Source organism: Neptuniibacter sp. QD29_5, from assembly GCF_047778125.1.
GTDB lineage: Bacteria > Pseudomonadota > Gammaproteobacteria > Pseudomonadales > Balneatricaceae > Neptuniibacter.
In genome coordinates, this window is the sequence record NZ_CP180556.1 from 3,002,741 (window position 1) to 3,029,514 (window position 26,774).

General features: G+C 46.0%; 25 protein-coding genes and 1 tRNA gene. 12 read left to right on the forward strand and 14 right to left on the reverse strand.

Annotated features, from left to right (window positions below):
* Positions 1-80 precede the first annotated feature (80 nt).
* From rodA to ACMXYR_RS14315, 6 genes are read right to left on the reverse strand one after another with little or no spacing between them, the layout of a single operon-like run.
* On the reverse strand, positions 81-1,220 hold the full coding sequence (rodA, locus tag ACMXYR_RS14290; protein ID WP_415903659.1) for a rod shape-determining protein RodA: 1,140 nt from the start codon (positions 1,218-1,220) through the stop codon (positions 81-83).
* Positions 1,220-3,127 carry a penicillin-binding protein 2 gene (mrdA, locus tag ACMXYR_RS14295; RefSeq protein ID WP_415902104.1) on the reverse strand — a complete coding sequence of 636 codons (1,908 nt, stop codon included), beginning with the start codon at positions 3,125-3,127 and terminating at the stop codon, positions 1,220-1,222. The genes rodA and mrdA overlap by 1 nt, the downstream gene beginning before the upstream one ends.
* A 15-nt stretch (positions 3,128-3,142) precedes the next feature.
* The gene (gene rlmH, locus ACMXYR_RS14300; protein WP_415882511.1) at positions 3,143-3,610 is read right to left on the reverse strand and encodes a 23S rRNA (pseudouridine(1915)-N(3))-methyltransferase RlmH; all 468 of its coding nucleotides are present in this window, start codon (positions 3,608-3,610) and stop codon (positions 3,143-3,145) included.
* Between the two features lie 8 nt (positions 3,611-3,618).
* Positions 3,619-3,951, reverse strand: a complete 333-nt coding sequence (gene rsfS, locus ACMXYR_RS14305) for a ribosome silencing factor (protein ID WP_415899273.1) — start codon at positions 3,949-3,951, stop codon at positions 3,619-3,621.
* Between the two features lie 9 nt (positions 3,952-3,960).
* Positions 3,961-4,611 (reverse strand): nicotinate-nucleotide adenylyltransferase, encoded by a 651-nt coding sequence (gene nadD / locus ACMXYR_RS14310; RefSeq protein ID WP_415902105.1) that lies wholly within the window; start codon positions 4,609-4,611, stop codon positions 3,961-3,963.
* A gap of 8 nt (positions 4,612-4,619) precedes the next feature.
* Positions 4,620-5,876 (reverse strand): glutamate-5-semialdehyde dehydrogenase, encoded by a 1,257-nt coding sequence (locus ACMXYR_RS14315; RefSeq protein ID WP_415902106.1) that lies wholly within the window; start codon positions 5,874-5,876, stop codon positions 4,620-4,622.
* A 212-nt stretch (positions 5,877-6,088) separates the two neighbouring features.
* Here ACMXYR_RS14315 and ACMXYR_RS14320 point away from each other — a divergent pair, with 212 nt between their 5' ends.
* Positions 6,089-7,699 carry a hypothetical protein gene (locus tag ACMXYR_RS14320; RefSeq protein ID WP_415902107.1) on the forward strand — a complete coding sequence of 537 codons (1,611 nt, stop codon included), beginning with the start codon at positions 6,089-6,091 and terminating at the stop codon, positions 7,697-7,699.
* A gap of 27 nt (positions 7,700-7,726) precedes the next feature.
* Complete coding sequence (locus ACMXYR_RS14325; RefSeq protein WP_415902108.1) at positions 7,727-8,068, forward strand: 5-carboxymethyl-2-hydroxymuconate Delta-isomerase; 342 nt, start codon at positions 7,727-7,729, stop codon at positions 8,066-8,068.
* Between the two features lie 79 nt (positions 8,069-8,147).
* Here ACMXYR_RS14325 and rnr read toward each other — a convergent pair whose 3' ends face one another.
* The 6 genes from rnr to queA form a co-directional block, all read right to left on the reverse strand.
* Complete coding sequence (rnr, locus tag ACMXYR_RS14330; protein ID WP_415902109.1) at positions 8,148-10,802, reverse strand: ribonuclease R; 2,655 nt, start codon at positions 10,800-10,802, stop codon at positions 8,148-8,150.
* Between the two features lie 145 nt (positions 10,803-10,947).
* A complete protein-coding gene (gene secF, locus ACMXYR_RS14335; RefSeq protein WP_415902110.1) occupies positions 10,948-11,868 on the reverse strand; it encodes a protein translocase subunit SecF in 921 nt (306 codons plus the stop codon).
* Positions 11,869-11,878: 10 nt separating this feature from the next.
* Positions 11,879-13,732 (reverse strand): protein translocase subunit SecD, encoded by a 1,854-nt coding sequence (secD, locus tag ACMXYR_RS14340; RefSeq protein WP_415902111.1) that lies wholly within the window; start codon positions 13,730-13,732, stop codon positions 11,879-11,881.
* Positions 13,733-13,797: 65 nt separating this feature from the next.
* The gene (yajC, locus tag ACMXYR_RS14345) at positions 13,798-14,130 is read right to left on the reverse strand and encodes a preprotein translocase subunit YajC (RefSeq protein ID WP_415882520.1); all 333 of its coding nucleotides are present in this window, start codon (positions 14,128-14,130) and stop codon (positions 13,798-13,800) included.
* Positions 14,131-14,186: 56 nt separating this feature from the next.
* Entirely contained in the window at positions 14,187-15,326 is a 1,140-nt protein-coding gene (tgt, locus tag ACMXYR_RS14350; protein WP_415885909.1) for a tRNA guanosine(34) transglycosylase Tgt, read from the reverse strand.
* Positions 15,327-15,357: 31 nt separating this feature from the next.
* On the reverse strand, positions 15,358-16,392 hold the full coding sequence (queA, locus tag ACMXYR_RS14355) for a tRNA preQ1(34) S-adenosylmethionine ribosyltransferase-isomerase QueA (protein WP_415889388.1): 1,035 nt from the start codon (positions 16,390-16,392) through the stop codon (positions 15,358-15,360).
* Positions 16,393-16,527: 135 nt separating this feature from the next.
* Between queA and ACMXYR_RS14360 the strand changes: the two genes are divergently transcribed.
* Positions 16,528-16,614: transfer RNA gene (locus ACMXYR_RS14360), tRNA-Leu, on the forward strand.
* 522 nt (positions 16,615-17,136) lie between these two features.
* A complete protein-coding gene (locus ACMXYR_RS14365; RefSeq protein WP_415902112.1) occupies positions 17,137-17,751 on the forward strand; it encodes a TMEM165/GDT1 family protein in 615 nt (204 codons plus the stop codon).
* Here ACMXYR_RS14365 and ACMXYR_RS14370 read toward each other — a convergent pair whose 3' ends face one another.
* Positions 17,752-19,899: an EAL domain-containing protein gene (locus ACMXYR_RS14370; protein WP_415902113.1), complete on the reverse strand. Its 2,148-nt coding sequence runs from the start codon at positions 19,897-19,899 to the stop codon at positions 17,752-17,754.
* A gap of 236 nt (positions 19,900-20,135) precedes the next feature.
* On the opposite strand from ACMXYR_RS14370, the gene ACMXYR_RS14375 reads away from it, so the two are divergent.
* The 8 genes from ACMXYR_RS14375 to ACMXYR_RS14410 all read left to right on the forward strand — a co-directional run bounded on the left by ACMXYR_RS14375 (position 20,136) and on the right by ACMXYR_RS14410 (position 24,529).
* Positions 20,136-21,317: a tyrosine-type recombinase/integrase gene (locus ACMXYR_RS14375; protein WP_415902114.1), complete on the forward strand. Its 1,182-nt coding sequence runs from the start codon at positions 20,136-20,138 to the stop codon at positions 21,315-21,317.
* Positions 21,318-21,387: 70 nt separating this feature from the next.
* Positions 21,388-21,747, forward strand: coding sequence for a hypothetical protein (locus tag ACMXYR_RS14380; RefSeq protein ID WP_415902115.1), 360 nt, complete (start codon positions 21,388-21,390; stop codon positions 21,745-21,747).
* Positions 21,740-22,048, forward strand: a complete 309-nt coding sequence (locus ACMXYR_RS14385) for a YkvA family protein (protein WP_415902116.1) — start codon at positions 21,740-21,742, stop codon at positions 22,046-22,048. Before ACMXYR_RS14380 ends, ACMXYR_RS14385 begins: the two co-directional genes overlap by 8 nt.
* 11 nt (positions 22,049-22,059) lie before the next feature.
* Positions 22,060-22,533, forward strand: a complete 474-nt coding sequence (locus tag ACMXYR_RS14390) for a hypothetical protein (RefSeq protein ID WP_415902117.1) — start codon at positions 22,060-22,062, stop codon at positions 22,531-22,533.
* Positions 22,534-22,600: 67 nt separating this feature from the next.
* On the forward strand, positions 22,601-23,047 hold the full coding sequence (locus ACMXYR_RS14395) for a DUF2787 family protein (protein WP_415902118.1): 447 nt from the start codon (positions 22,601-22,603) through the stop codon (positions 23,045-23,047).
* Positions 23,040-23,264 (forward strand): hypothetical protein, encoded by a 225-nt coding sequence (locus ACMXYR_RS14400; protein ID WP_415902119.1) that lies wholly within the window; start codon positions 23,040-23,042, stop codon positions 23,262-23,264. Before ACMXYR_RS14395 ends, ACMXYR_RS14400 begins: the two co-directional genes overlap by 8 nt.
* A gap of 480 nt (positions 23,265-23,744) precedes the next feature.
* Positions 23,745-24,341, forward strand: coding sequence for a hypothetical protein (locus ACMXYR_RS14405; RefSeq protein ID WP_415902120.1), 597 nt, complete (start codon positions 23,745-23,747; stop codon positions 24,339-24,341).
* Complete coding sequence (locus ACMXYR_RS14410; RefSeq protein WP_415899306.1) at positions 24,338-24,529, forward strand: hypothetical protein; 192 nt, start codon at positions 24,338-24,340, stop codon at positions 24,527-24,529. The genes ACMXYR_RS14405 and ACMXYR_RS14410 overlap by 4 nt, the downstream gene beginning before the upstream one ends.
* Before the next feature lie 68 nt (positions 24,530-24,597).
* Here ACMXYR_RS14410 and ACMXYR_RS14415 read toward each other — a convergent pair whose 3' ends face one another.
* Positions 24,598-26,571, reverse strand: a complete 1,974-nt coding sequence (locus ACMXYR_RS14415; RefSeq protein WP_415902121.1) for a DEAD/DEAH box helicase — start codon at positions 26,569-26,571, stop codon at positions 24,598-24,600.
* Positions 26,572-26,774 lie beyond the last annotated feature (203 nt).

The following is a 26,774-nucleotide window of genomic DNA, read 5'->3' on the forward strand; positions in this document are numbered from 1 at the left end:
CCCTGAAAAGCTCCCTAAACACGTACAACATAAATAACTCCTATAAAATCGGTCTATTACAAAATAACGCCGACACACTTCTACTTTAACAACATGGTGCGATAACTATGCACCGACATAATAATGCCAAACCCTGCCATGAGGGTCACAATCGAAGTACCACCGTAACTAACCAATGGCAAAGGTACACCGACTACCGGCAGTAAACCACTTACCATGCCTATATTTACAAAAACATAAACAAAGAAAGTTAAAATCAAACTACCCGCTAACAATCGACCAAAACTATCTGGCGCACGGGCAGCAATAACCAAGCCACGCGCAATAATTAACAGATACAGCGTCAGCAATATGAGAACACCGATTAAGCCCATCTCCTCGGCCACAACCGCAATAATAAAGTCGGTGTGAGATTCCGGTAGGAAGTCCAACTGTGACTGAGTTCCGCTTAACCAGCCCTTACCTGAAAGACCTCCCGAACCAATCGCTGTTTTCGATTGAATGATGTTCCAGCCTGATCCAAGAGGATCACTTTCTGGATCTAAGAAAGTTAATACCCTCTGCTTCTGATAATCCTTCATGACCATCCACAAGCCAGGTAGTGCAGCTGCAGCCAAACCTAATGCTGCGAAGATATACCGCCATAAAATCCCAGAAAGCAGCAGCACAAAAATACCCGATGAAGCGATCAATAACGACGTGCCTAAATCCGGCTGTTTCATAATCAGCACAGTAGGAATACCCACCAGCATAAGGCTGATAAATATATGCTTAACACGCGGTGGAAGCGGCCTATGGGCCAAGTAAAAAGCTACCGTCAGCGGTAGAACTAACTTCATGATTTCCGAAGGCTGGAATCTGAAGCCGGGTAAGGCGATCCAACGCTGCGCCCCTTTAGCACCGACACCAAAGAGAATTACGCACACAAGTAGAGCGACCCCAATCAAGTAAAGCGCGGGCGCCCACCGCCCTAAGAATCTCGGGGTAAACTGTGCCAAGACAATCATGACAAAAAAACCTACACCCATACGGATAGCCTGACGGGTGACATAACCCATATCTTGGCCTGAAGCGCTGTAAAGGATAAACAAACCAAAACCGCACAGGGCAAGCAGAAGCAATAACAGCCAACCATCTAGGTTAGTGTAACTCCACAAACTTGGACGTTGACGCAGATGGTCGTGCGCTTCTGGCATATAGCGCTCAAATTCACGTCCCATCATCGTGTAGCCACCTCCGGCTCTGCTGCTTCAGCAAAAGGATCGATACCCAACAGATACGCATCCATCACTTGACGCGCAATAGGCGCAGCCGTACTTGAACCGCCTCCGCCGTTTTCAACAATTACTGAGATAGCGATTTTTGGATCATCAATAGGTGCAAAAGCTACAAACAAGGCATGGTCACGGTGAATTTCTGCCAGCTTTTCAGCATCGTACTCTTCATCCTGCTTGATACCGACTACCTGCGCAGTACCGGTCTTACCGGCAATTTCATAAGCTGAATTTGCTCCAGAGCTACGCGCAGTACCGCGCTTTCCGTGCATAACTTCACGCATACCACGGATGATATCGTCCCAATGCTTTTCTTTATTAAGTTTTACATCAGGAAGTGGCCGTTTCACACCGGCTATATCAGGCATATATAAAGTTGGCTCTTCACCCTCTTTGGCTTCTTTAATACCTTGTAACATTCTCGGAGAGTGCCACTTACCACGATTGGCAACAACCGCTGTCGCCGTTGCTAACTGCAATGGCGTTGCGACAAAGAAGCCCTGACCGATACTCATATTAAGGGAGTCACCGGTATACCAAGGTGTTTTACGCGCACGCTTTTTCCACTCACGAGAAGGCAGAATAGCGCCGATTGCTTCCGGTAAGTCCAAACTGGTCACTTGACCAAAGCCAAACTTGCCCAAGTAATCAGACATTGGATCGACACCCATTTTATGGGCAACATCGTAATACCATACGTCACAGGATTGCGCGAGAGAGTCATACATATCAACGCGACCATGGCCTGTACGTTTCCAGTCACGGTATTTACGTCCTTCACGAGTTAAGGTGTAGAAGCCTGGGTCAAAAACAGTATAAGAAGGCTTTACTACTCCTGTATCAATCGCTGCTAAAGCAACAAGCTGCTTAATCGTCGAACCTGGGGGGTAACCGCCACGGATAGCACGGTTAAACAGCGGCAAATCTCTCGATTCCCTTAACGCCGAATAATCCTTCGACGAAATACCCGTCACAAACAAGTTCGGATCATAAGCAGGAGTCGATACTAAGGTTAAGATACCGCCGGTTTTCGGGTCCATCGCCACAACCGAGGCGCGTCGGCCTTCCAGCAGTTTCTCCGTAATCTGTTGCAGCCTAAGATCCAAGTGCAAAACTAGATCTTTACCCGGTTTAGGATCCGTCCGTTCCAGAATGCGCATCACTCGACCACGGGCATTGGTTTCTACCTTTTGGAAACCCACCTCGCCATGCAACTGATCTTCATAGAATTTTTCTATACCGAGCTTGCCGATATAGTGGGTTGCCGCGTAGTTATCCTGGTCAACTCGTTTCAGTTCTTTCTCGTTGATGCGGCCAACATAACCCATGGCGTGAACCAATGTTTCACCATAGGGGTAGTAACGGATTAGCTCTGCCTCTACACGTACACCCGGTAAGCGATGGTAATTAACCGATATTTTCGCGATCTCTTCTTCCGTTAAACGAAAGCGCACAGGCACCGATTGAAAAGGTCGACGACGCTGTTTTAGGCGCTTTTTGAAACGCTCAACTTCACGATCAGTAATAGGGATCAGTGCTTGCAGATCGACTAGGGTTTTCTCAATGTCTTTCACCTCTTCTTTAAGAAGCGTGACACTGTAACTAGGGCGGTTATCCGCTAACAGCACCCCGTTGCGGTCGTAGATTAAACCTCGCGTCGGCGGCACGGGCTGAAGTTGAACACGGTTATCTTCCGACATCGCCACATAGCGGTCGTGCTCAATAACCTGAAGATAATAGATACGCCCAAGTAGAATCCCGAGCATAATGACCACGATAAAAAACGCCAAAGCCGCACGAAACTTAAATGTGCGGCTTTCTTTCGAGTGATCCTTGAGGCGCTCTGCTGCCATATTCCTAGCGTTCTTCTACTTGTGGTAAGGATGTCCCTGAATGACCGTCCAGGCACGATAAAGTTGCTCTGCCAACATCACCCGCACAAGCGGATGCGGTAACGTCAGTGCAGACAACGACCATTTCTGATCTGCCATTGCAGAACAACGGCTATCCAGACCATCCGGGCCTCCAATGAGTAGACTGATATTACGGCCATCCATACGCCAGTCTTCCACTTGTGACGCCAGTTTTTCGGTTGACCAGTTTTTACCTAACACTTCCAAAGCAATAATTCGGTCGCCTTTAGGTATCGCCGCCAACATCTGATCTCCTTCCTGCTTCTTAGCACGAGCAACATCACTGCTCTTACCTCGATGCCCTAACGGAATTTCGATCATCTCAATCTGAAAATCTGCAGGTAGGCGTTTGGTATACTCCTGATAACCTTCGTTTACCCACGAAGGCATCTTGCCGCCCACAGCTATGATCCGGATTTTCATAAAAAGTTCTACGCTTCTGCGTCAACGCCCCATAGGCGCTCTAGATCATAGAAGTCACGTGCATCTGGCATCATTACGTGAACAACCACATCGCCTAGATCCACAAGAATCCAGTCGCTTACGCCCTGGCCTTCAGAACCTAGTGGCATCACGCCTGCTTCTTTCAGCTTAACAACCACTTCTTCGCCGATAGATCCAACATGACGCTTAGATGTACCGCTCGCGATAACCATGTAATCCGTTACGCTAGAACGACCACGAACATCTAGATCGACAACTTCTTTGGCCTTCATATCTTCTAGTGCTGTGTGCACTAGTTCTAAAACTTTTTCAGCTTGCATTATTTCACTTCAGTTAGTTAAACCGTATAAACGGTTATCTTGAATATATTGCCAGACCCCATCTGGAAACAGATAACGAGGCGACAAGCCCTGCGCTATGGTTTCGCGGATCTGCGTTGCTGATATCCCTAAGGGAGTCAGCTCATGAAACAGCACTTTGCCCGCCGGTAGCGCCATCGCCTGTTCCAAGTTTTGAGCCTTATGCTCATCTGTAAATTCTTTGATCTCACCCTCTGTAGGCAGATCGTAACCGGGCCGTTTTACCACAACGATATGGCAGTAATCGGTAAACTTATCCCATTCATACCAGCTAGGTAACGTCATATAAGAATCCATACCCATGATCATAAAGATTGGGCATTGATCACCTAATTCAGAACGTAATCCCTGCAGTGTCAGGAATGAATAAGAAGGCTGCTCAGAACTGATTTCTCGATCATCAGCACACAAGCTTGGCTCATCGGCTACCGCCAACTTCACCATCTCTAAACGTTGTTCAGAGGTTCGACCTGGAGTCGCTCTGTGCACTGGAGTTTTAGAGGGAATCAAACAGAGCCGATCCACGCCTAACCAATGCTGTAATTCCAGAGCCGTTCTCAGATGGCCATTATGGATGGGATCAAAAGTCCCACCCATAAAAGCAAAAGCGTTCGCTTTCATAATCTAAATTACTGACGGATGTGACCATCACCTAGTACAACGTATTTCTCGGAGGTCAGTCCATCCAAGCCTACCGGCCCGCGTGCGTGGATTTTGTCAGTAGAGATACCAATTTCAGCACCTAGACCGTACTCAAAACCATCCGCAAAACGAGTTGAGGCATTAACCATTACCGAACTGGAATCGACTTCACGTAAGAATGCACGTGACTTAGTGTAGTTCTCAGTAATGATCGAATCTGTATGGTGTGAACCGTAACGGTTGATATGACGAATCGCTTCATCCATATCGTCTACCAACTTGATTGCCAAAACTGGTGCTAGGTATTCGGTTACCCAATCTTCTTCTGTCGCATCATTGACGAATGGCAACAGAGCTTTAGTACGCTCACAACCACGCAGTTCAACACCTACAGCCTGATAGCGCTCCGCTAGCTCAGGCAGTACTTCAGCTGCGATATTGGCATGCACCAATAGTGTTTCCATGGTGTTACAAGTGCCGTAACGGTGTGTTTTAGCGTTCAAAGCAACGTTCACAGCTTTGCCTTTATCCGCCTGCTCATCAATATAAACATGGCAGATGCCGTCCAAGTGTTTAATTACCGTCACTTTAGCATCGCGGCTGATACGCTCGATCAAGCCTTTACCGCCACGAGGAACGATTACGTCCACGTATTCTGGCATTGTAATCATCTGACCCACCGCTTCACGGTCAGTCGTTTCAACAACCTGTACTGCATTTTCAGGTAAGCCCGCAGCACTCAAACCTTGGCGGATACACTCGGCTACCGCTTGGTTGGAATGAATCGCTTCAGAGCCACCACGAAGAATCGTCGCGTTACCGGATTTTAGACACAGACTCGCTGCTTCAACGGTTACGTTTGGACGAGACTCATAAATAATACCGATCACGCCTAGCGGTACACGCATTTTACCTACCTGGATACCACTCGGTAGGTATTTAAGATCAGTGATCGCGCCTACTGGATCTGGTAAAGCTGCAACCTGACGTAGGCCCTCGATCATAGTGTCGATACGAGCATCAGTTAGCTCAAGGCGATCTAACATGGCATCGTCCAAACCGTTTGAACGACCATTGTCTAAGTCTTTTGCATTCGCTTCACGCAGTGCCGGTCGGCTACTATCGATAGCATCAGCCATTGCCAACAACGCCTGATTTTTTAGGTTAGTGTCTGCTTTAGCGACTAGGCGCGCCGCTGCACGGGCATTTTCACCTAGCTGAATCATATATTCTTGTACGTTCATTGCTGTCCTTCCTATCGATAAGCCCTTTATTATAGCGTCAGGGACACTTGGGTTATACCTCTAATGCAAATCATATTCACCCTCGGTAGAATGACCTGTTATTATTTGCCCCTGCATCCGTTTTTGAGCTAACACTGACTGTGACTAACACCGCCAAATCAAAGCCTAATTTCAGAAGGAATCTGACGCTATCCTTGGGCATAGTGCTATTGGTGGGTTTTATCGTCAGTATTCTCTACATGCACCTAGCTACCAGCCGACAGGCGGTGCACGAGACGCAAATCATCGGGCAGAACATCGCTAAACAAAGTGAACTTCTGATCCGCCCACTGCTTCTCTCGGATGATCGCGTCAGCCTTAACTATTTACTCAGCGAATTAACCCAGCTTGAGTATGTTGGCGGCCTACATGTACAAGATGCTAATGGTTTCACTCTCGCTCGCGCGGGCAAATCCAGCCAGCAGACCTTGCAACAGCAGCTAATTCAACAAGAAAAGACCATTGGTACAGTAACGATCTGGTTGGACAGCGGCCCTGTTGAGCAGTTACTGCGCAGCCAGCTATGGCCTTTACTGATCATCGCCATCTTCACTGCAATTTTGCTACTGACAACCAGTTGGTTTTTTACCCGATCAGATAAATTCATCTCTGAAAGCAGCACAGATGAGGAAGAAAAGTTTGAGCCTTCTTTCTCCGATACGCTGGCCACTCAGACGCCTATTGAAAGCACACCTCAAGAGATTGCCGAAGACACTGTCACTATCGGCTCTGCAACAGCAGAAACCAGTAACTCTGAAACCCAAGAACAGCTCGCAGTTGAAAGCACGCAAACCTCTAGCGAAGCAGCGCCTGTTATTAGGCCATCTGTAGAGGAAGAAAACCTAGTTCAAGACATTACCGAAACTCGGCCTGAAACGGGGCCTGAAGCTTCGCCCGGAGCCATTTCCGAACCACAAGCACCAAACCAAAAGGCTTCTGATCTGCTACACACCCATGAGTTGGTCGATCTTCTCAAACCGGCACCAAGCACTCAGCAGCAGATGCCTAAATTTGAGCATCAACCGCAGCAGCTTGATGATTCTGAAACCGTCGCAAATACCGTCGAGACTCTCGTGCTAGAAGAGGAACCGGTAGGCACGCAAGAAACTCACACTCCGATGCGCGAGAATCCTCTACTGAAAAGCATGAATGAGCGTCATGAGGAGCAGCTGGACCTTTATAGCTTTGAGCAAGAGTTAGAACTAATACTAACGCCGCAAGATGCCATCTATCTGTTCTATATCGATGCCAATACCGCCAGCAGCGATAATATGGAGCCTGACGAGAAAGCAACACTGCTGAATGTATATCATCACTTGGCAAAACAGGTCGCGCGCATCTATAACGGTGCCTGCGAGCAATTGCCCAATAAAGATATTCTGCTGCGTTTTGAATTACGGGACGAAAAGGATAGCCACGGTATTAACGCACTATGCGCAGGCCAGCTATTCAACCTGTTATACAAAGGCTTCAACCACTCTCGTATTCGCGGTTTCCAGCCAGTATTAAGCCTACAGATGTCCCTCGCTCGCGGCCATCATGACAAACATGATCTGGTAAAAGAGGAAGCTCACTTCCTGACACGCACTACGAACAGTAACGATCTAATCAGTCATACAGCACTAACCGAAGCCCCTTTATTGAAAGAGGCGATGCTGCAAGAAGCCGACATCAGGCGCGAAGATGAAGACAAAGTATTGCTGCTTAAAGTCACGCCTAAGCATCAAACACTGCTACAGAAACAAGCGAATCACCTGTTAACCAAGATCTTTAAAAAGTCTTAATTAAGACGGCTTAAAAGGAGCTATCCCTTGCCCCACTTAATCATCGAATACTCCAAGCAGATTGAAGATAAGGTAGAAATTACGACTGTTATGGAGAAGGTTTTCCAAGGTGCTATCGCTGCTAACCTCTTTGCTGAAAAAGACATAAAGGTCCGCGCACATGCTTACGAGCAGCATATGAATGGTGCAGGGCTTAATGGCTTTATCCACGTTTCATCACGGATCTTAAGCGGCCGTAATACCGAGCAGAAAACCCAACTGACTGAAGCTGTGCTTAATGAGCTTAAAACGCTGGGGTTGAAAGACCTTTCGATTACCGTCGAAGTACTGGATATAGATCGCAATAGCTACGCAAAACATATCGGTTAAGATATACCAATCCAATAAAAAAGGCGCTATAGATAACTACAGCGCCTTTTTTTAAAGACTCAAATCTCGTGAAAGCAGCCTATTTACGCTTCGGCTTTTTCACTTTTAAACCTTTCTGCTTACCTTTCAATTTAGGCTTAGCCGTAGCCTTACGCTTTTTAGACTTCTTGCTCTTACCCCCGCTTGGGCCAGCAAATTCCATCAATTCGCGTTCTGCAGAAGATAATTCCTTACCGCGAGAAGGCTGAGCTTTAGCCGCTATACGTTTCTTTGGACCACCTTCACCGCCTGCAGCAGGTTTTTTACGCGATTTACGCAGAGCATCACGCTTAGAGCCTTTCTTAGGCTTACTGCGCTCTTCATCCTTAGCAGGACGATGCCCCCACTCATGTTTATGACCTGGCAGCTTTTTATCGCCTTTAGAAGACGGACCGCCGATCTTACCTTCAGCTAACAGCTGACGCGTGGTTTTCTTTTTCTTAACTGGCTGATGATCGATCAGTTCAAAATCGATCTTACGTTCATCCAAATCCACACGCGCGACTTTAACGCGTAAACGATCACCCAGTTTGAACACTTTACGAGTACGTTCACCCACTAAGCGCTGCTTAGCTTGGTCAAATACGTAGTAATCACCCGGCAAACCAGTGATATGCACAAGACCTTCAACAAACAGCTCATCAAGCTCAACAAAGACACCAAAGCCGGTAACAGCAGCAATCACGCCTTCGTACTCGTCACCGACATGCTCCTGCATGTATTCACACTTAAGCCACGCCACAACATCACGAGTCGCATCATCTGAGCGTCGCTCTGTCATAGAACAGTGTTCGCCCAATTGCAGCAGTTGCTCCATGCTGTAGCTGCATGCAAAATCTGCATTTTGAGCAAAATCATCAGGGCGCTTAATCGCTTTATCCTGACTTTCAGAGTGAATACGGGCACGAATTAAACGGTGCACCAATAGATCGGGGTAACGACGAATTGGCGAGGTAAAGTGTGTGTACGCAGGGTACGCCAAACCAAAGTGACCTTGGTTATCTGGGCTGTATACCGCTTGCTGCATAGAGCGCAGCATCATGGTCTGAATCAGATGACGATCAGGGCGCTCTTCGATGATCTCTGCCAGCTCTTGATAATGAATCGGCTCAGGCTTTTCACCACCCGCCAAATTCAAGCCTAACTCACCAAGGTAAGCACGTAGATTTTGTAAGCGCTGTTCTTTCGGGCCTTCGTGGACACGATAGATCGCTGGGACTTTCAGCTTGTTCAGGAAGCGTGCGGTAGCAACGTTTGCACACAACATGCACTCTTCGATTAGCTTATGCGCATCGTTACGGTAAACCGGAACGATCTGGTCGATTTTACGATCTTCACCGAAGATCATCCGCGTTTCAGTGGTATCGAAATCGATCGCACCACGGATTTCACGGGCTTTACGCAAAGCAAAGTAAAGACTGTACAAGTCTTCTAGATGAGGAACCACATCGGCGTACTCAGCACGCAATGCTTTTGATTCTTCCTCTTCTGGCTGCATCAGCATCTTACCAACCTTAGTGTAGGTTAGACGTGCATGGGAGCTGATTACCGCCTCATAGAACTGATAACCGGATAGATTGCCCGATTCGCTGATCGTCATCTCACAGACCATCGCCAAGCGATCTACCTTAGGGTTAAGCGAACACAAGCCGTTTGATAGCAGCTCTGGCAGCATCGGTACAACAAACTCAGGGAAGTAAGTTGAGTTCGCGCGCTGATAAGCCTCTTTATCTAATTCAGAATCAGGTCGTACGTACCAAGATACATCTGCAATCGCGACCCACAAGCGCCAGCCACCGGACTTTTTGCGCTCAGCATAAACTGCATCATCAAAGTCTTTAGCATCTTCACCATCAATAGTAACCAGTGGCAGATCACGCAGATCAACACGATTAGCCTTGGCGCTCTCTTCAACTTCAGCAGTCAGTTCGCCGATCTCTTGGCGAACAGTTTCTGGCCATTCGTGCGGGATCTCATAGTTATGGATCGCAACCGTGATCTCCATGCCCGGTGCCATATGGTCACCTAGCACTTCGGTCACTTTCGCTTGTGGCAATTGACGCTTACTTGGCTGATTAATCAGCTCAGCAACAACCAACTGACCATCTTTGTAAGTTAACGGTGTTTCTGCCTCAGGATCAGGAACAATCATGATCTCTTGCGTGATACGCTGGTTTTCAGGACGGAGATAACCAAAGCCATCCCGACCACTATAACGCCCTACCAATTTACGGGTATTACGCTCCAGTACATCAACGATCTTACCTTCACGACGACCTTTAAAATCGACGTTAGTTTCTTGCACTAAAACTCGATCACCATCGAATACTTGGCGCATTTGACGAGGGCTTAGCTTGAGATCATCACCACCCTCTTCTGGCTTAACAAATCCATAACCATCTCGATGACCAATAACACGGCCTTTGATCAGCGACATCTTATCCATCAGCGCAAATTCATTACGGCGATTACTCATCAACTGACCATCACGACACATCGCCTTCAATCGGAAGAAGACCGCATCACGACTCTCTGGATCCCAGACACCTAAACCTTCGCACAGCTGTGCATGCCCAATCGGCGCGCCCCACTCCTGCATGTACTGCAGAATGTAATCGCGGCTCGGTACCGGGTTGGAATACTTCTCCGCTTCCGCTGCGGCTTTAGGGTCACTTTTAGTCCAATCTTTACTCATAGAGCTCTCAAAAACGAAATGGCTAGGGCATTTATCTAGCTAGAATAACACGCCGAAGGCTTTCTTTTAGGATAGCACCGCTTAAAGCGATGATTTAAAGGCATTGTAAACGAAAAGAGCCGGCAAATGCCGGCTCTTGTCAAACTTAAGGACGATCATCGACCTCGGTCTCTTTCTCCTCAGGAGGGAGAAGATCCTCTTTACAAATGTTCATCGCAATTAGGACGTTAGCCGCCACATAGATGGAGGAGTAAGTACCAATAAATACACCCACCAACAATGCTGTCGCGAAACCGTGAATCATTTCACCACCGAAAATACTTAGCGCCAACAATACCAACAATGTGGTTAAAGAGGTCACCAAGGTACGGCCTAAGGTTTGCGTCAATGAGATATTCATTACCTCTAACGGTGTACCTTTACGCACTTTACGAAAGTTTTCACGAATACGGTCAGACACTACGATGGTATCGTTCAACGAGTAACCGATTACCGCCAATACTGCTGCCAGTACCGTTAGGTCAAAGTCCAACTTAAATAGAGCAAAGAAACCAAGCACGATCAATACGTCGTGTACCAAGGCCGCTACTGCACCTACAGAGAACTTAATCTGGAAACGGAACGCTACATAAACCATGATCATGAACAATGCTAACAGCATGCCCAGACCACCTTGTTCACGTAGCTCTTCACCTACCTGCGCACCTACGAACTCGTTACGGCGCAAGTTAAGCTGTTGTGATTCGCCCGCCTGCAATGCTGACAGCACTTTATCACCCAGCTGAGGGTCATGATCCTGACCTAAACGGATAAGAATATCGGTTGGCGAACCAAAGGTTTGCACCACCGCATCTTCAAATCCAACATCTTTTAGCTGATCACGGATCTTGTTCAAGTCGGCTGGCTGTTCGTAGCCAATCTCAACCAAACTACCGCCGGTAAAGTCCAAACCGAACTTCAAACCGTTAACAGCTAAAGCACCAATAGAGACTATCAGTAAGACCACAGAACAAGCTGCTGCGATCTTACGGAAGCCCATGAAGTTATATATCTTTTGTGTAGACATCACAGCTTCCTCAGATTGATAGTTTGCTAACTTGGCGGCCGCCGTAAGTTAAGTTAACCAGTGCACGCGTTACAAGAATCGCCGTGAACATAGAGGTCAAAATACCTACAGATAGCGTGATCGCGAAGCCTTTAACTGGCCCCGTACCCATCGCAAATAGAATAACTGCCGCTAGAAGCGTTGTGATGTTGGCATCAAAGATGGTTGTAGTCGCGCCTTTGAAACCAGCATTAATTGCTGATTGCGGTGGCAGACCATTTTTAAGTTCTTCTTTGATACGCGAGAAGATCAGTACGTTCGCATCCACGGCCATACCAACCGTCAATACGATACCCGCAATACCCGGCAGCGTTAGCGTTGCCGATAGCATCGACATCACTGCAACCAATAGCATCAAGTTCAAGGTCAGTGCGATATTCGCCAGTAGACCAAACACGCGGTAGTACAAAATCATGAATAGCAAGACTAGGGCTAGACCGATCTGAACCGACATCACACCGGTTTCGATGTTCTGTGCACCCAAGCTCGGACCTACTGTACGCTCCTCTACAAAGTAGATTGGCGCAGCCAGTGCACCGGCACGTAGCAATAGTGCTAGTTCAGAAGATTCGCCCGCTCCGTCCAAACCTGTGATTCGGAAAGAGTTACCCAATACTGCCTGAATCGTCGCAAGAGAGATAATGTTCTTCTCGGTGTAACGTACTTTTTCCGTTACCTGAATACCATCAACCGTCTTAGTTACCGTACGCTCTTTATCTTCTACAAATAGTACAGCCATGCGACGCTGTACAGCGTTCTTGGTGGTACGAGCCATTAGCTCACCACCTTTAGAATCAAGCGAGATGTTTACCTGTGGCTGACCGTTCTCATCGAAAGAAGCTTGCGCGTTAGATACATTATCACCTTTGATGATGACATCTTTCTCTAGCGTAGCTTTACGGCCTAGTTCACTACGGAACTCGTAAACCTCAGTACGTGCAGAGCTTGCACCTGGCTTAGCTTCCAAACGGAATTCAAGCGTTGCTGTCTTACCGATAATCTTCTTAGCCGCCGCAGTATCTTGGATACCCGGTAGCTGAACTACGATACGGTTACGACCTTGACGCTGAACTAGCGGCTCAGCTACACCCAGTTCGTTTACACGATTACGAAGTGTTGTCAGGTTCTGCTTGATCGCATAAGTTTCGATATCACGAACAGCTTGTTCAGTCAGATTGACTTCAACATAAAAATCGCCATCGCGATCATCTGCTGTCACTAAGAACTCAGCGTATTCCTGACGCAGAAGGCTAACCGCTGCATCGCGAGACTCTAGCTTGGTGAATTTAATTGCCAAGGCACCGTTTTCACGCGTTTCTAGCTTACGGTAACGTAGCTTCTCTTCACGCAGACGACCTTTGATCTCAGACGCGTAGTTTTCTAGCTTCTGAGTCACAGCTTTTGGAAGATCAACTTCTAGAAGGAAGTGAACACCACCACGTAGGTCGAGACCAAGCTTCATCGGGCCTGCGCCCATAGAAGAAAGCCATTCAGGCGTTGTTGGTGCCAAGTTAAGGGCTACAACGTAATCATCACCCACTACACGGGTAATAATATCTTTCGCTTTAAGCTGGGAATCGCCATCAGGGAAACGGATAAGGCCGGCTTTTCTATCAAGCTCAGTTTCCTTAACAGATACACCTTCACGCTCCAGCGCAGCAGTAACTTTTTCGATTAGCGGCTCATCCACTTCAAACACATCACGTGTGCCGGTTAGCTGAATCGCATAATCATCGGGATACAAGTTAGGTGCAGCGTATAAACCACCGAACACTAACACAAACAAAATAAGGAGATTTTTCCAGAGGGGGTATCGATTGAGCATAGCGCCCTATTCCCTGATAGAAACAGAAACGCCACTACTAGATGTAGTGGCGTCTGTGAATTAGCTTAGATGCTCTTAAGAGTGCCTTTTGGCAGAGCTGCTGATACGTGAGTTTTTTGGAAAGTCAGTTCAGTACCTTCGCTCACTTCTAGAACAATGTAGTCGTCGTTTAGGTTAACTACTTTACCCAGAATACCACCTGCAGTGATCACTTCATCACCTTTGCTAAGGCCACCTAGAAGCTCTTTGTGCTCTTTAGCGCGCTTAGCCTGTGGACGCCACATGAAGAAGTAGAAGATCAGACCAAAGCCAACCAAGAAGATCATGTTGAACATACCAGAATCCATTGGGGCACCGGCAGCACCTTCAGCATAAGCTGGGGAGATAAAGAAGCTCATTTAGCTACTCCTAAAAATAATGTAAAAATTCTTGTCGTTATAAAAGCACTAACAACTTATATGGAGTCAATTGCGGGCGTTTCAAGGCCACGCTTACGATAAAATTCGTCCACAAAGTCGCTCAATTTACCCTGTTCGATAGCTTGACGCAATCCAGCCATTAGCTGCTGATAATAATGCAGGTTATGAATGGTATTTAACTGCGCGCCTAAGATCTCTTTACACTTATCCAAGTGGTGCAAATATGCACGGCTAAAGTTCTGGCAAGTGTAGCAATCACAGTTTTCATCAAGCGGACGCGTATCGGTTTTATTTACGGCATTACGGATCTTAACCACACCCGTATCGGTAAATAGGAAGCCGTTTCGCGCGTTACGAGTAGGCATTACACAGTCGAACATATCGACACCACGGCGAACCGCTTCAACGATATCTTCTGGCTTACCTACACCCATCAAGTAACGTGGTTTCTCAGCCGGCATTTTGTAGGCAAGATGATCCAGCACTTTAACCATCTCATCTTTAGGCTCACCTACCGATAGACCACCAATGGCATAACCATCAAAACCGATCTCTTCCAAGCCTTTCATCGATTCATCACGCAGGTGCGGGTACATACCGCCCTGAACGATACCAAACAGTGCTGCTGGGTTATCGCCGTGTGCATCTTTAGAACGCTTAGCCCAACGCATAGACAAGCGCATAGACTCAGCCGCTTCGGTTTCTGTCGCTGGGTAAGGTGTACATTCATCGAAGATCATTACGATGTCAGAACCCAACTCACGCTGAACCTGCATCGACTCTTCTGGGCCCATAAATACTTTGCTGCCGTTTACAGGAGACTGGAAAGTCACACCCTCTTCGGTGATCTTACGCATTTTGCCCAAGCTGAATACTTGGAAACCACCGGAGTCGGTTAGGATTGGGCCTTTCCACTGCATAAAGTCATGCAGATCGCCGTGCTGCTTAACAATCTCGGTACCCGGACGTAGCATCAGGTGGAAGGTGTTACCCAAGATAATCTGTGCACCCGTCGCTTCGATATCGCGCGGCGTCATACCTTTAACTGTGCCGTAAGTACCTACCGGCATAAAGGCTGGCGTTTCAACCGTACCACGTGGGAACTGCAAGCGACCGCGACGGGCTTTGCCGTCTTCAGCCAGCTTATCAAACTGCATAAAACATTCTCTGCTCATTTAACTCTTACCTCTAATTTACACAGTTAAATCACTGACCACTTTTACGGGTTAGATACATGGCATCGCCATAACTAAAGAAACGGTATTTCTGCTCAACCGCCTCTTTATACGCCTTCATCATGTTGTCGTAGCCGGAGAACGCGCTCACAAGCATCAACAAGGTCGATTCTGGCAGGTGGAAGTTGGTGATCATCGCATCCACAGATTTGAATTCGTAACCTGGGAAGATAAAGATATCGCTATCACCAAATAATGGCTCGATTTCGCCATTGCGGCTCGCGCTCTCCAAGCTGCGCACACTGGTTGTCCCTACCGCAATCACACGACCACCTTCGGCACGCGTTTGCTTCACCAGCTCACAAACCTCTTCGCTCACTTCGATATACTCGGAGTGCATCACATGCTCATCGACATTATCGACTTTAACCGGCTGAAACGTACCCGCGCCTACGTGCAAAGTAACAAAAGCACGTTTCACGCCCATGTCATCCAGCTTAGCAAGTAGTGCATCATCAAAATGCAGACCTGCTGTAGGTGCAGCTACGGCACCCGGCTTTTTGTTATAAACCGTTTGATAACGCTCACGATCTTCTAACTGATCTTCACGTTTCATATAAGGCGGTAGCGGCATATGACCATGTTGCTCAAGCGCCTGAACCAATCCGCCTTCAATTAGAAACTTAAGCTCAAATAGGTTCTCGTGACGAGCAACCATCTCAGCTTCAATACCACCTTCCAGAATCAGCTTAGCACCCGGCTTAGGCGATCGACTGGAACGTACATGGGTTAAGGCACGCTTATCATCTAAAACACGCTCAACCAACACCTCGACTTTACCGCCAGACTCTTTAGTACCAAACAAACGAGCTGGGATAACGCGGGTGTCATTGAAGATCATCAGATCACCCGGCTGGATCAATTCAAGCACATCGGTAAACTGACCGTGATTGAGTTCACCAGAATCGCCATTTACAGATAACAAACGGCTAGCGCTACGCTGCTCTAGAGGAAAACTCGCAATGAGTTCCTCTGGAAGCTCAAAATGAAAATCTTTAACCTGCATTCAGGGAATTCTTCTATATCAACATCAAAGGGACTTAAGGGCGCGCATTGTACCGGAAAAGAGATTTTTTTTCAGTTTTTCCAATGTATCGATTGACGCAAGCGTTCAGATTCCTATAATACGCCTCTCTTAAGTGCCAGCGTGATGAAATTGGTAGACATGAGGGATTCAAAATCCCTTGCCTTCACGGGCGTGCCGGTTCGAGTCCGGCCGCTGGTACCATCCTCCTCAACCCTTTGAGGAACAAGAGAAAACCCTTGTAATATAAGGGCTCTGATAGAGAAGCGGAATCGAAAGATGGCCGCTTTTTTTGTGTCTAAATCTCGCCCCCGGTCCATAACCCGAAAATTTCCTGTGCGGATTCAGTGCGCAGAGAAATCCAACACAATCCATCGTTCTATACAAAGATTCAAAACTTCTGTATTGGTCAAAGTCTGGGTTTACGGTCAAACTCTAGGAAATTTAGCACCAATTTAAGGATATAAGGGTCAACTAACGATACTCTGCCGCCATGTAGGGAACGCATCTGTTCAGTACGATGACAGCAGCACTGTTACCAACAGCAGCCACCCTAGTTGATCCTAAACCTTACGGCATATTCCTATTAATGTGGCCTAATCCTTTGCAGATTTAATCCCATTGCCAACCTTAATATGTAAAAATAAAAGAACCGTCAAAAGTTGTTTTTATTATTACCTCTCCCTCGAGTATTATCCTTCCTTTTCTTTTAACAGGCTCGATTAAATGAATGACCTTTACGCAGACCTAATCGGCTTTCTATCCATCTCAGGCACAACCTTTATCATTATCTTTTTGGCTGAGTTTGGTGATAAAAGCCAACTAGTATGTATGAGCTTATCTGCACGCTATAAAGCCCTGCCTGTTTTGTTTGGAGCTATATGCGCGTTTTCACTTCTGAATCTGTTAGCGGTTTTGCTTGGTGGGACAATAGCTGCATGGATTCCTCAGTTTTGGATAGCTATTCTTGCCGGTTGCATGTTTTTGGCCTTCGGCATTCATGCATTATTTTTCAGCGATGAGGATAGCGATGTACGGTTGGAACATAAGAGCATTCGAAACTTGTTCACTACAGCCCTAACGATGATTTTTCTTGCTGAATTAGGTGATAAAACACAGATTGCTGTTGCAGGAATGGCATCCACTTATGAAGTTATACCTGTCTGGCTGGGTGCAACCTTAGCTCTTAGTGCAACCACTTTAGCAGGTGTTGTAGCAGGTAAGGCTTTACTGAGTAGATTTCCTTTACACTTAATCCACCGAGTTAGCGGTATTCTATTTATCGGAATAGGGTTATTAGCTTTCTATCAAGCATATGATTATCAAACCATAGTTTTGTAGTTATATGTTCAAAACTAATTCACTCAGAGGCTTGGGCTTACTATATAAGTAACCTTGTCCTAATCCACATCCCATCTCTTCGAGTAACTGTAGTTGCTCTCTGGTTTCTATACCTTCAGCAACCACTGCCAGCCCTAGCTCATGTGCCATAACAATAAGCCCTTTTACAATACTCCTGTCTCTTGCATCCACTAGGATGTCACTGATGAAACTTCTATCAATCTTGAGTTTATGAACAGGCAAGCGCTGCAATAATGTTAGAGAGGAATAGCCTGTACCGAAATCATCCAGGGATAAAGACAACCCTAATTGAATCAAGTCTCGCATAGTGTCAATCGCCCCATCAATATCATCTATGAAACAGGACTCTGTTAATTCAAGCTCTATAAGGGTCGGGTCCACTTGAGAATCATGAATAATTTTTCCAAGCTTGTTAATCAAGCTTTTGTCACGAAACTGTCTGGGGGATAGGTTAACTGAAACTTTAACAGAAAGGTCATTTTCACGAATAATCTTGCATGCTTCTGAAAATACCCAATAACCTAAGCCAAAGATAACCTCAGAGCTTTCTGCTACTTCTATAAAGTGATTAGGGGTAAGCAAGCCTTTGACTGGATGATTCCAACGAATTAATGCTTCGTAGCCACTCAATTCCTGCTTAGAAAGTGAAATAATCGGCTGAAGATATAACTCAAACTCCTTATGCTTTAAAGCACTCGACAGTGATTGCTCAGTTTGAATCCTTTCAATAGCACGTACATGCAGATCATGATCATAGAAATAAAATCGATCTTTTCCTGTATCTTTTGCTTCATACATAGCCATATCCGCATGCTTATAGATACTCAGATAATCCTCACCGTCTTGAGGGACATAGGCGATACCAATTGACACCGATACATTAAAAGTCTGCCCCTCTACAAGAATCGGTTCTTTTATCGTGCCGATAATATGCTGGATAGATCGGTTAACATCATCGATTGAGTCTGCATGTTGAAGCAATATGCCAAACTCATCGCCACCCATTCTTGCAACAACATCACTATCTCTAATCGCCACCTTTAATCTGTCAGCAACTATTTTGAGAACAGCATCTCCTATGTCATGACCGCACAAATCATTAATCGGCTTGAAATCATCGAGGTCTATAATTAAAAGGGCGGCAGAAAATTTGTAACGAGAATATTCAAGAAATACCCTATCTACAGAGTCTTTTAATTGAATTCTGTTCGGCAACCCCGTCAGGTGATCATGATGAGCAAGTTGCTTAAGTTCCTTTGTTTGCTGATCAACTACTTTCTGTAAAACCTGAGGTTGAATAAGAATTTTCCGGAGCATCGAAACGATAAATGCAGCTATGAGAGCGCTTATTAAGTAGCCCGCATAATACCAGTAGGGGGAAACAGGAGCTGGTGCTGACATCCTAAGCATCCACTCTCCATTCGGAACTACGATTGAAACTATAATCGAGTTTTTTTGAACAGGTTTATCAGAAGAAGCAAAAACTTCTGTTGTCCCCGAATCGGGGTGGATCCGGGACAGCTCATATGAATAGCCTTTTAGTGCTAAGTCTTGTAGGTCTGTAACAGAAAGCAGATCTTCTAAGAAGATTAGCGCGGAGGCGAAACCCCAAAAGTACTTTTGTTTTGTAGAAGGGTTTTCAAGGAAAACAGGATTTCGCCCGATTACTGCAACTCCTCCCTGAATTAGTTCAAAAGGCCCTGCTAGGGTCATATACTGCTCTTGAAGGGCCATGAGAGCTTCTTTCTTTCGGCGATCGTCCTTTAATATATTATGTCCTATAGCCTTTTCATTACCGGCTAATGGGTGGATGAACTGAATAACTCCATCTGGGGCTAGCTGTAAATTGGAAATACCCCCAATAGAGTTTATGACTTCGTCAGCATATTCCTCAAACCCATCGAAAAGTCCCCCATTTTGCTGGATCTCTTGGGCTAAAATTCTTGTTGAAGAAAGTGACCGTGATAGCCTTCGCTCGATTGCAGAAGCTTGTGAGTTAACCAGTTCAGCTATAAAAAAGTCTTGTCGACTCTGGTAAAGACTTAGTCCTGTATCAAGAAGATAAGAACAGATAACTGTGACTAAAATAAAGACAGATATACAGACTTTACAAACTCTATCAAACACCACTTAACATACCGCCCAAATGCCTATTAACAGTGGCTATCACTGTGAAACGAGTGATCTCATCAAAGGTGTTATATCACCCCAACCACAGAAGTGACAGGTTTTGAAAGTGATACCATACTAAAAAAAACAAGTAATGAATGCTTCTAACGTTCATTTCTACCGTCCCTACATACCGTATTAAAGCTCTGAATAACTATATATGAAATCTCCGGATATCCATTTCCGGAGGTTTCATGAATACGAAATTCAAATTCACTGATGCCCGTATCCGGGCTTTACCAACCAACCCATCAAACGCCAAGGGTACTGAACTGGAGTTCTCTGATACAGAGATCACAGGCTTAAAGTGCCTATCCAGCAAGAAAGCTGGGAGTAAACGTTTTCTTCTGAGATATGTTTATCAATCCCGAAAGCGCAGCATTTCCTTGGGTCGCTTCCCTGACATAAATGTTGCGACAGCTCGTAAAGCGGCGCAACACTACAGAGCAATGCTTGCAGAAGGGGTTGACCCTAAAGCTGAAAAAGAAGAAATCAGTAATCACCCGACTGTCTCAGAGTTTTTCTGGAACACCTACCTGCCTTACCAGAAGAAGCACACACGCTCATGGAAGCATGAAATCACACGTTTCAGCCTCCATGCGGAACCCAGATTCGGCCATATTCTCTTTAAAGATCTGAAAGCATCTCACGTCCTGCAACTTCAACTGGATCTCAACTCTGCCAATTCTCACAGGAAGGCTTTAGCTCCTGCTACCTGTAATCGAGTGATAGCTGTATTGAAGTGCATGGGGCAATTGGCACTTCGCATGGATGTTATCGATAGCAATGAAGCCATGAAGGTTAAACAGCTCAGGGAAAACAATATCCGGATGCGCTTTCTGGATGCTAAAGAGTTAAAAGCAGTAATAACTGAGGCTCGCTGTTATCCCAACAAGCAGATTGGTGGAATTATTGCCCTACTCGCTGTCACTGGCTGCAGAAGCGGAGAGCTGAGATTAGCCAAGCATGAGCATCTGGATAAGCAGAACCAGATCCTCTACTTACCGATGACTAAGAACGGCCAAAGCCGTGAAGTTTATCTTTCAGATCTTGCTATGGAGATTATCAACGAGACACCACCAGTACCGGGCAACCCTTACCTGTTTGCCGGTCGAGTACCTGGCAATCCAATCTCCAGCTTCCGTATCGCCTTTTTGAAAGTCTTAAAGAATGCAGGTATTAAAGACTTTGAGGGCTTAGTCCCCCATCACTTGAGACATTCTGTGGCTTCTTGCTTGGTCTCAGCAGGCAAATCACTGATTGATGTTCAGTACCAGCTTGGGCATCTCTGCATTCAGTCTTCTGCCAGATACAGCAAGCAAACTGTTGAGAGGCAGAGAAATGTGAGCGATGCATTCAGCGAGCTCGTGCGTTAACCATCAACCAACCATAACTAAAGGCCTTACCTGTTTGGGGTAAGGCCTTTTTTATTGCCCGGAGAAAACCATGCAAATCACAACGACTTGGCCTGATAAGGGCACATTCAATTTAACTGAGGACATCTACTCTGAAACTATCAGGCACCTCATAGAGGGCTTTGATTCAGAAGATTTAGCTAAGCAGTACTGGCTGGAGATACCCACAGTCTTCATTCATCTAAAAGCTGATGACAATCACAGCACATTCAGAACCGCGACTGATGAAGTTCAGGCGCAATTGCAGTTTGCCTTGGACTATCCAGAGTTCGTCGTACCGATTGGTGAAGATTATCAACTGGCATTAGCTGTGTTCTCTGATGAAGGGTCCGGTATCTACCTGTTGATACATAACGACAGCCCTCTCTGTCAGGAGTTAGCTGATGTCTGATCTATCGATAGACGAACTGCTCTGCAAACTAAAACAGATTAACGGCGCGAAAGAGCTCCTTTATAAAGCCACACTGCTCTATGTCCTCATCACAGATGCTGACGTACCCGCTAAGACAAAAGCCATCATCGTAGCCGCTCTGATCTATCTGGTTACTCCATTAGATGCAGTGCCTGATGTGGCACCCGTGATTGGTCTATTAGATGACTTGGCGGTTATCACTGCAGCACTAAAAGCCATCTCTGGCCAAGTCCAGTCACACCATGAGTCACAAGCAAATTCACTAATAAATGAAAACTGAAGGTGATTATTATGTCCCCGCAAAAAACTAAGCCATCTGCTGACAACGCTACAAAGCTTGAGCAGAGAAGAGAGACCAGTAACCCTGATGAGAATTACAAAATCCTGATTGAACGAGGTGTTGCTGACAAGCTCAGCCCAAAATCAACCGGCAAGATTTACTTCCAACTAGCCCACCAGACTGAAGAGAAAAAGAACTACTTACAAATTTCGGATACCGATGGAGGTGGATTACATTCGCGCGAGATGATCCCCTTAGATAAGATAATTACTACCTTATCTGGTCAAGCTGGTCATCCGTTTAAATCCTCAGTGCTGAAGGAATGTATGGTAGGTAAGTCATCCAATAACAGCTCCTTTCTCGCTGCCATTTTGCGAGCACCGGATATCAAGCTAATTAAAGCTTCCGAGAAAAGCACATTCCTTCATGTTCTGGCTGATGATTTTGATAAACGCTCAACTGCGCTTCTGAAGCGAAGTACCTAACTATTCCCGCGCATACAACCCACTCTTGCAATACCACCTTACACACAAAAACTCACAGGTTACTTCTATGAAACTGCCAATATTAACGGACGGCTTAGTGCTGCCTGTTTCCCATCAACTGATCGAACTGTTGAACGATGAATTGGATAAGGCTCATCCGAATCTAGATCCAGTAAGTCATATGACTTCGATTGTGTTCAACTTCAGAGATCCGGACTACTCACCTGAACTTGGAGGCTATCACCCTGTGGAGATTGGCTTGTCTCGCCATCAGTCCGGATTCGAACTGGATTACCTGACAGACTTTTCTTTTGTTGGATCTGGCTGGAATACCGAACTGGCTAAAGAGATAGACTTCGACATTCATGCAGACATCTGCGAAGTTCGCTATGCAAAACCTGTAACCCTGGTAGAAGCCAAAGAGCTCTTCAGCATATTTCAGGAGAACTTCATCAGCTACTACCACCTAAGCGTTTTCAACGTTGAGGTAACTGTGGAGAAGGTCGATGAGTGACAATCCACTGATTGCAGACTTGCCCGTTGATACCTATATCAATGTAATCAGTGCACTGTCTGCATTAAAAGAGCTTCAATCGGGTGATGATACCGGACGATTAGATTTATCACCCAGAGCTACTTTCGGGCTCTCATTGCTGATGGCTTGCATCATTAAAGCAATGGAGCTTGAACAGCAGAGACAATCCGAAAACGAACCAGAAAAAGTAAGTTAATAGACCGGAGCGAGCGCCAGCTCGCTCCCCTACTTCTTTTTTCTCTTGCGCCGCGCCAAGCGGCGCAACAAGATATGAAGAGCTTCTTCTCTCCTCAATTCATCCTTGAAGTGAATTTCTAATCCCTTGTCTTCGGCAGTTTATGACTCAGTCTCAGTCAGTCTCGCTAAGTAGTCTTTTTATTCATTATTTTTAAGGGAAACCGACTACCTGAAACTTATCAATTTCCGATGTACTTCATAGAGGGGGCTGCCTTCTTTACAACAGAGTTATAACTGATAACGGACGAACAGTAACTCATGAATAAAGCATGCCTGAATTGAACGTCCAGGTGGTCTTCAGCCTTTGGCTGGGTGTGAATATCCACTAGCACCTCAGTGGACTACAGGGGTACAAGTTTAGTACTAAACTTGGTCCCCACTAGCCCAACAAATTAATAGCGGCAATTTCGCCATTCTATTAATTTGCCAGGTTATCACCATGAAGTACCTAGTAACCTCCATGAAAGGAGGCGTTGGCAAGAGTTCGATCTCCGTTAACTTGTCTGCCCACACTGGTAGTGTGTACATCACTAACGACATCACTCCACCCGCGATAGAGGATTTCATACAGATTCCTCTCAACAAGAAAAAAATCCCCGCTGATCTGGCTCAACTGGAAAATGCGGTGTTTGACCTTGGGGCTCTATCTACTCTGCTAGATACAAAGATCGCGCATGCAGCCCGCTTCTGCGATGTAATCATCATTCCTACGCGTACAGATTCTCGCAGTATCGCAGCTACGCTAAAAACGTATGAATTGCTTCAGGATGCTGGCAAACCCATTGTGATAATCATTAATCACTTCAGGGACCAGAAAAAATATGAAGCTTCGAGAGATCTATTGTTGTCAGCCGTAGGACGAACGCCTATTTACTCAATTCGGGAAACCACTTTGTTTGACCGTATAAGTCGTGACGGGATCGAGTGGCTTTTGAATATCCAGAATGCTAAAGGGCTCTACATGCTCCAGAAAACAGTACAAAAACATAATGCTGTTTATGACCGTATCACTGCAATCGGAGAGCGCAGCAAATGAAGTTACAGACGTTAGCACAGCTCGAACATTCAGTTGGTGGTAGGCCGAGAGCAGCCAAAACCAAGATACGCATGAGCTTCTATCTGACAGAACAGGAGGCAGAGTTGCTAAGAATTGCATCCGAGAATGAAGCTAGGCCTGTCAGCCAGCAAGTCAGGTTGCTCATTCGCCAATTCCTCGAACAATAGCAATCAAAATGAACCATCTAGACACAAAGTACTTAACCCGGATTCCGGGTTAAGTACATGGCTATCTATTAAGCGGTTAGTTTGATCCTACGAAGCCTTTTTACGGGTTTCTTATTCTTTTTAGTATCTATCCCTGATTCCACGATTCGATATCTATAGCCATACGGGCCGATGCCATTAAATACGATTCTGTCCTTGTTATTTGATCTTACCGGGCGTGTTGCTGTGTACTCACGGAAGATAAAGCGCACATACCGATCCGTAACGTCAAAATGATTGTTCCGTTTTACAGTCACGCCAGAGAGACTTGAGCTGACTACAAGATCCTTAAAATTCGGATATTGTTTACTGACCTGACGTAATGCATTCAGTATGCATTCTCTGGCTTCAGCCAGGGTCATAGCAGTACCGAGCGGGACTTGCTTTAACTGGAGTAATAACGGTTCGATGTATAGGTTACTTCGAGCGGAATTGTGGAACTGCCAGATTTTCACTGCTCGATCCTGCTCTATGGCATCAAACGCCTCCCACAGATCGGGCATCACTTCTGTATGTAAGTGCCACCAATTTTGGAGAATGCCCAACTCCAATGACTCAGGTGAAAATCGTTTCGTACAGTTGACCAATGCCTCGCATGTATTCAGAGCGGACTGCCCATCCTGTTTATGTTTAGCGATTTCCTGACTGACAGCGGATTTACAGTTATTCAATGCTCCAAACCAGTCATCAGCAATAGCTTCATAAGCGGCATCGAAGGCTGCCGCATCTTTACCATCCCCTCCGCAATCGACCTCCTTCATCTCCCAGCTCATATTGCGGAATGCACGCTTCATTGCCTTCTCCAACGTAGTGAGCGAGTGATAGCAATGATTGATATCTGCCTGATAAAGCTTAGCCATGACACCCGCATCGTTCGCAACGACTTTGCCATACTTGAGTCGCAATGGCTCGAAGCCAAAAAGCGCCTTTAATGTCTCATTAGCTTTACGGACTGTCTGGAGTGCGTCGCATTCCATTAGGATCACTTCGGCTAACTGTTCTGCTGCATTAACAACTGAGGCATTAGATTTCATTACCTGATTGAGATCTTTGGCTTTACCGGTCAGTAAGTATTTCGGTATGCAAAGCCTTACTTGCGGATTACAGTTTCTGAATCGGCCAACGAACTGTCTTAATTCCTCCGGGTGAATCTGGTTGTTGAAGACTATCAACTCATTAATAACTTCATCCTGAATATTGATAGCCTCATCCAGTAAACTGGTGGTAAGTACCACGTCATAGCCTTCCAGGCTTTCTGTTTTCAACATGGTAGAGACGGCATCTGTAGCCTGTATATCGCGATTAACCGCGAGGCAATTCAGCCCTCTTTTCTCCAGTACCTTCTGATAAGCAATGATGTCTTTCTTGCTATTGATGCGGACAACAGTAGGACCGTGGTCACTACTATCAATCTGTGAGATCACTTGTTCTTCCATGGAATAGAGATCAGGGTAAAGTTCGAGCTTAATCTGTCTAGCTACGGTTTGGATTCTGCTGACTTCTATCCATGAATCTATCCGGTAAGGAACCAGTTCAGACGTGAATGTTGCGCTCATGGTCAGTACATTGTTAAACCGTTCTTCCATGATGGCATCGACTATCTGGGATACGGCTTCTGTCCGATAGCTCGCGGCCTGATAGAGCTTATGAACTTCATCCACCACCAGCATGTAGTGGTGACAATGAAGTTTCGATTGGATAGCCCGCAATTGGTCGAAGGTACAGACCATATTGGATGGGTAATCACTTAACTCAGTGTTACCCCCGTAGATAAACTCAATGTCTTTTCGTTCACTGTACTTGTGTTCAAGCTGTTTGATCTGTGCCAGTTGTGGCACTACTAACAAGGTATTCCCCTGCTGAAATAGATGGTCAATCACCCATGAGGACTTACCCATGCCTGTATCAGCACAGAGGTGAGTAACGTAGTTATCTGGATTGATTTGAAGGTTGAGATCGCCGATGTACTGACCATTGGTCAGCTTATAGTGGATGGGGTTCATGCTTAGCACCTAAAACGTTCATGGAATCATTACAATCCCGGTCAGAGCGGGTTTAGCTCTGCCGGGCAGTTATAACGATTTGTTGGTTGTTTCAGGTGCTAACTTCAGTCAAAGTCGGGTGGGTATTTCTTTTCAAACTGACTAAACGATCACATTGCTTGTATACGATGCTTCTTGAACGATTCAGCCTGCTCGAAGATATC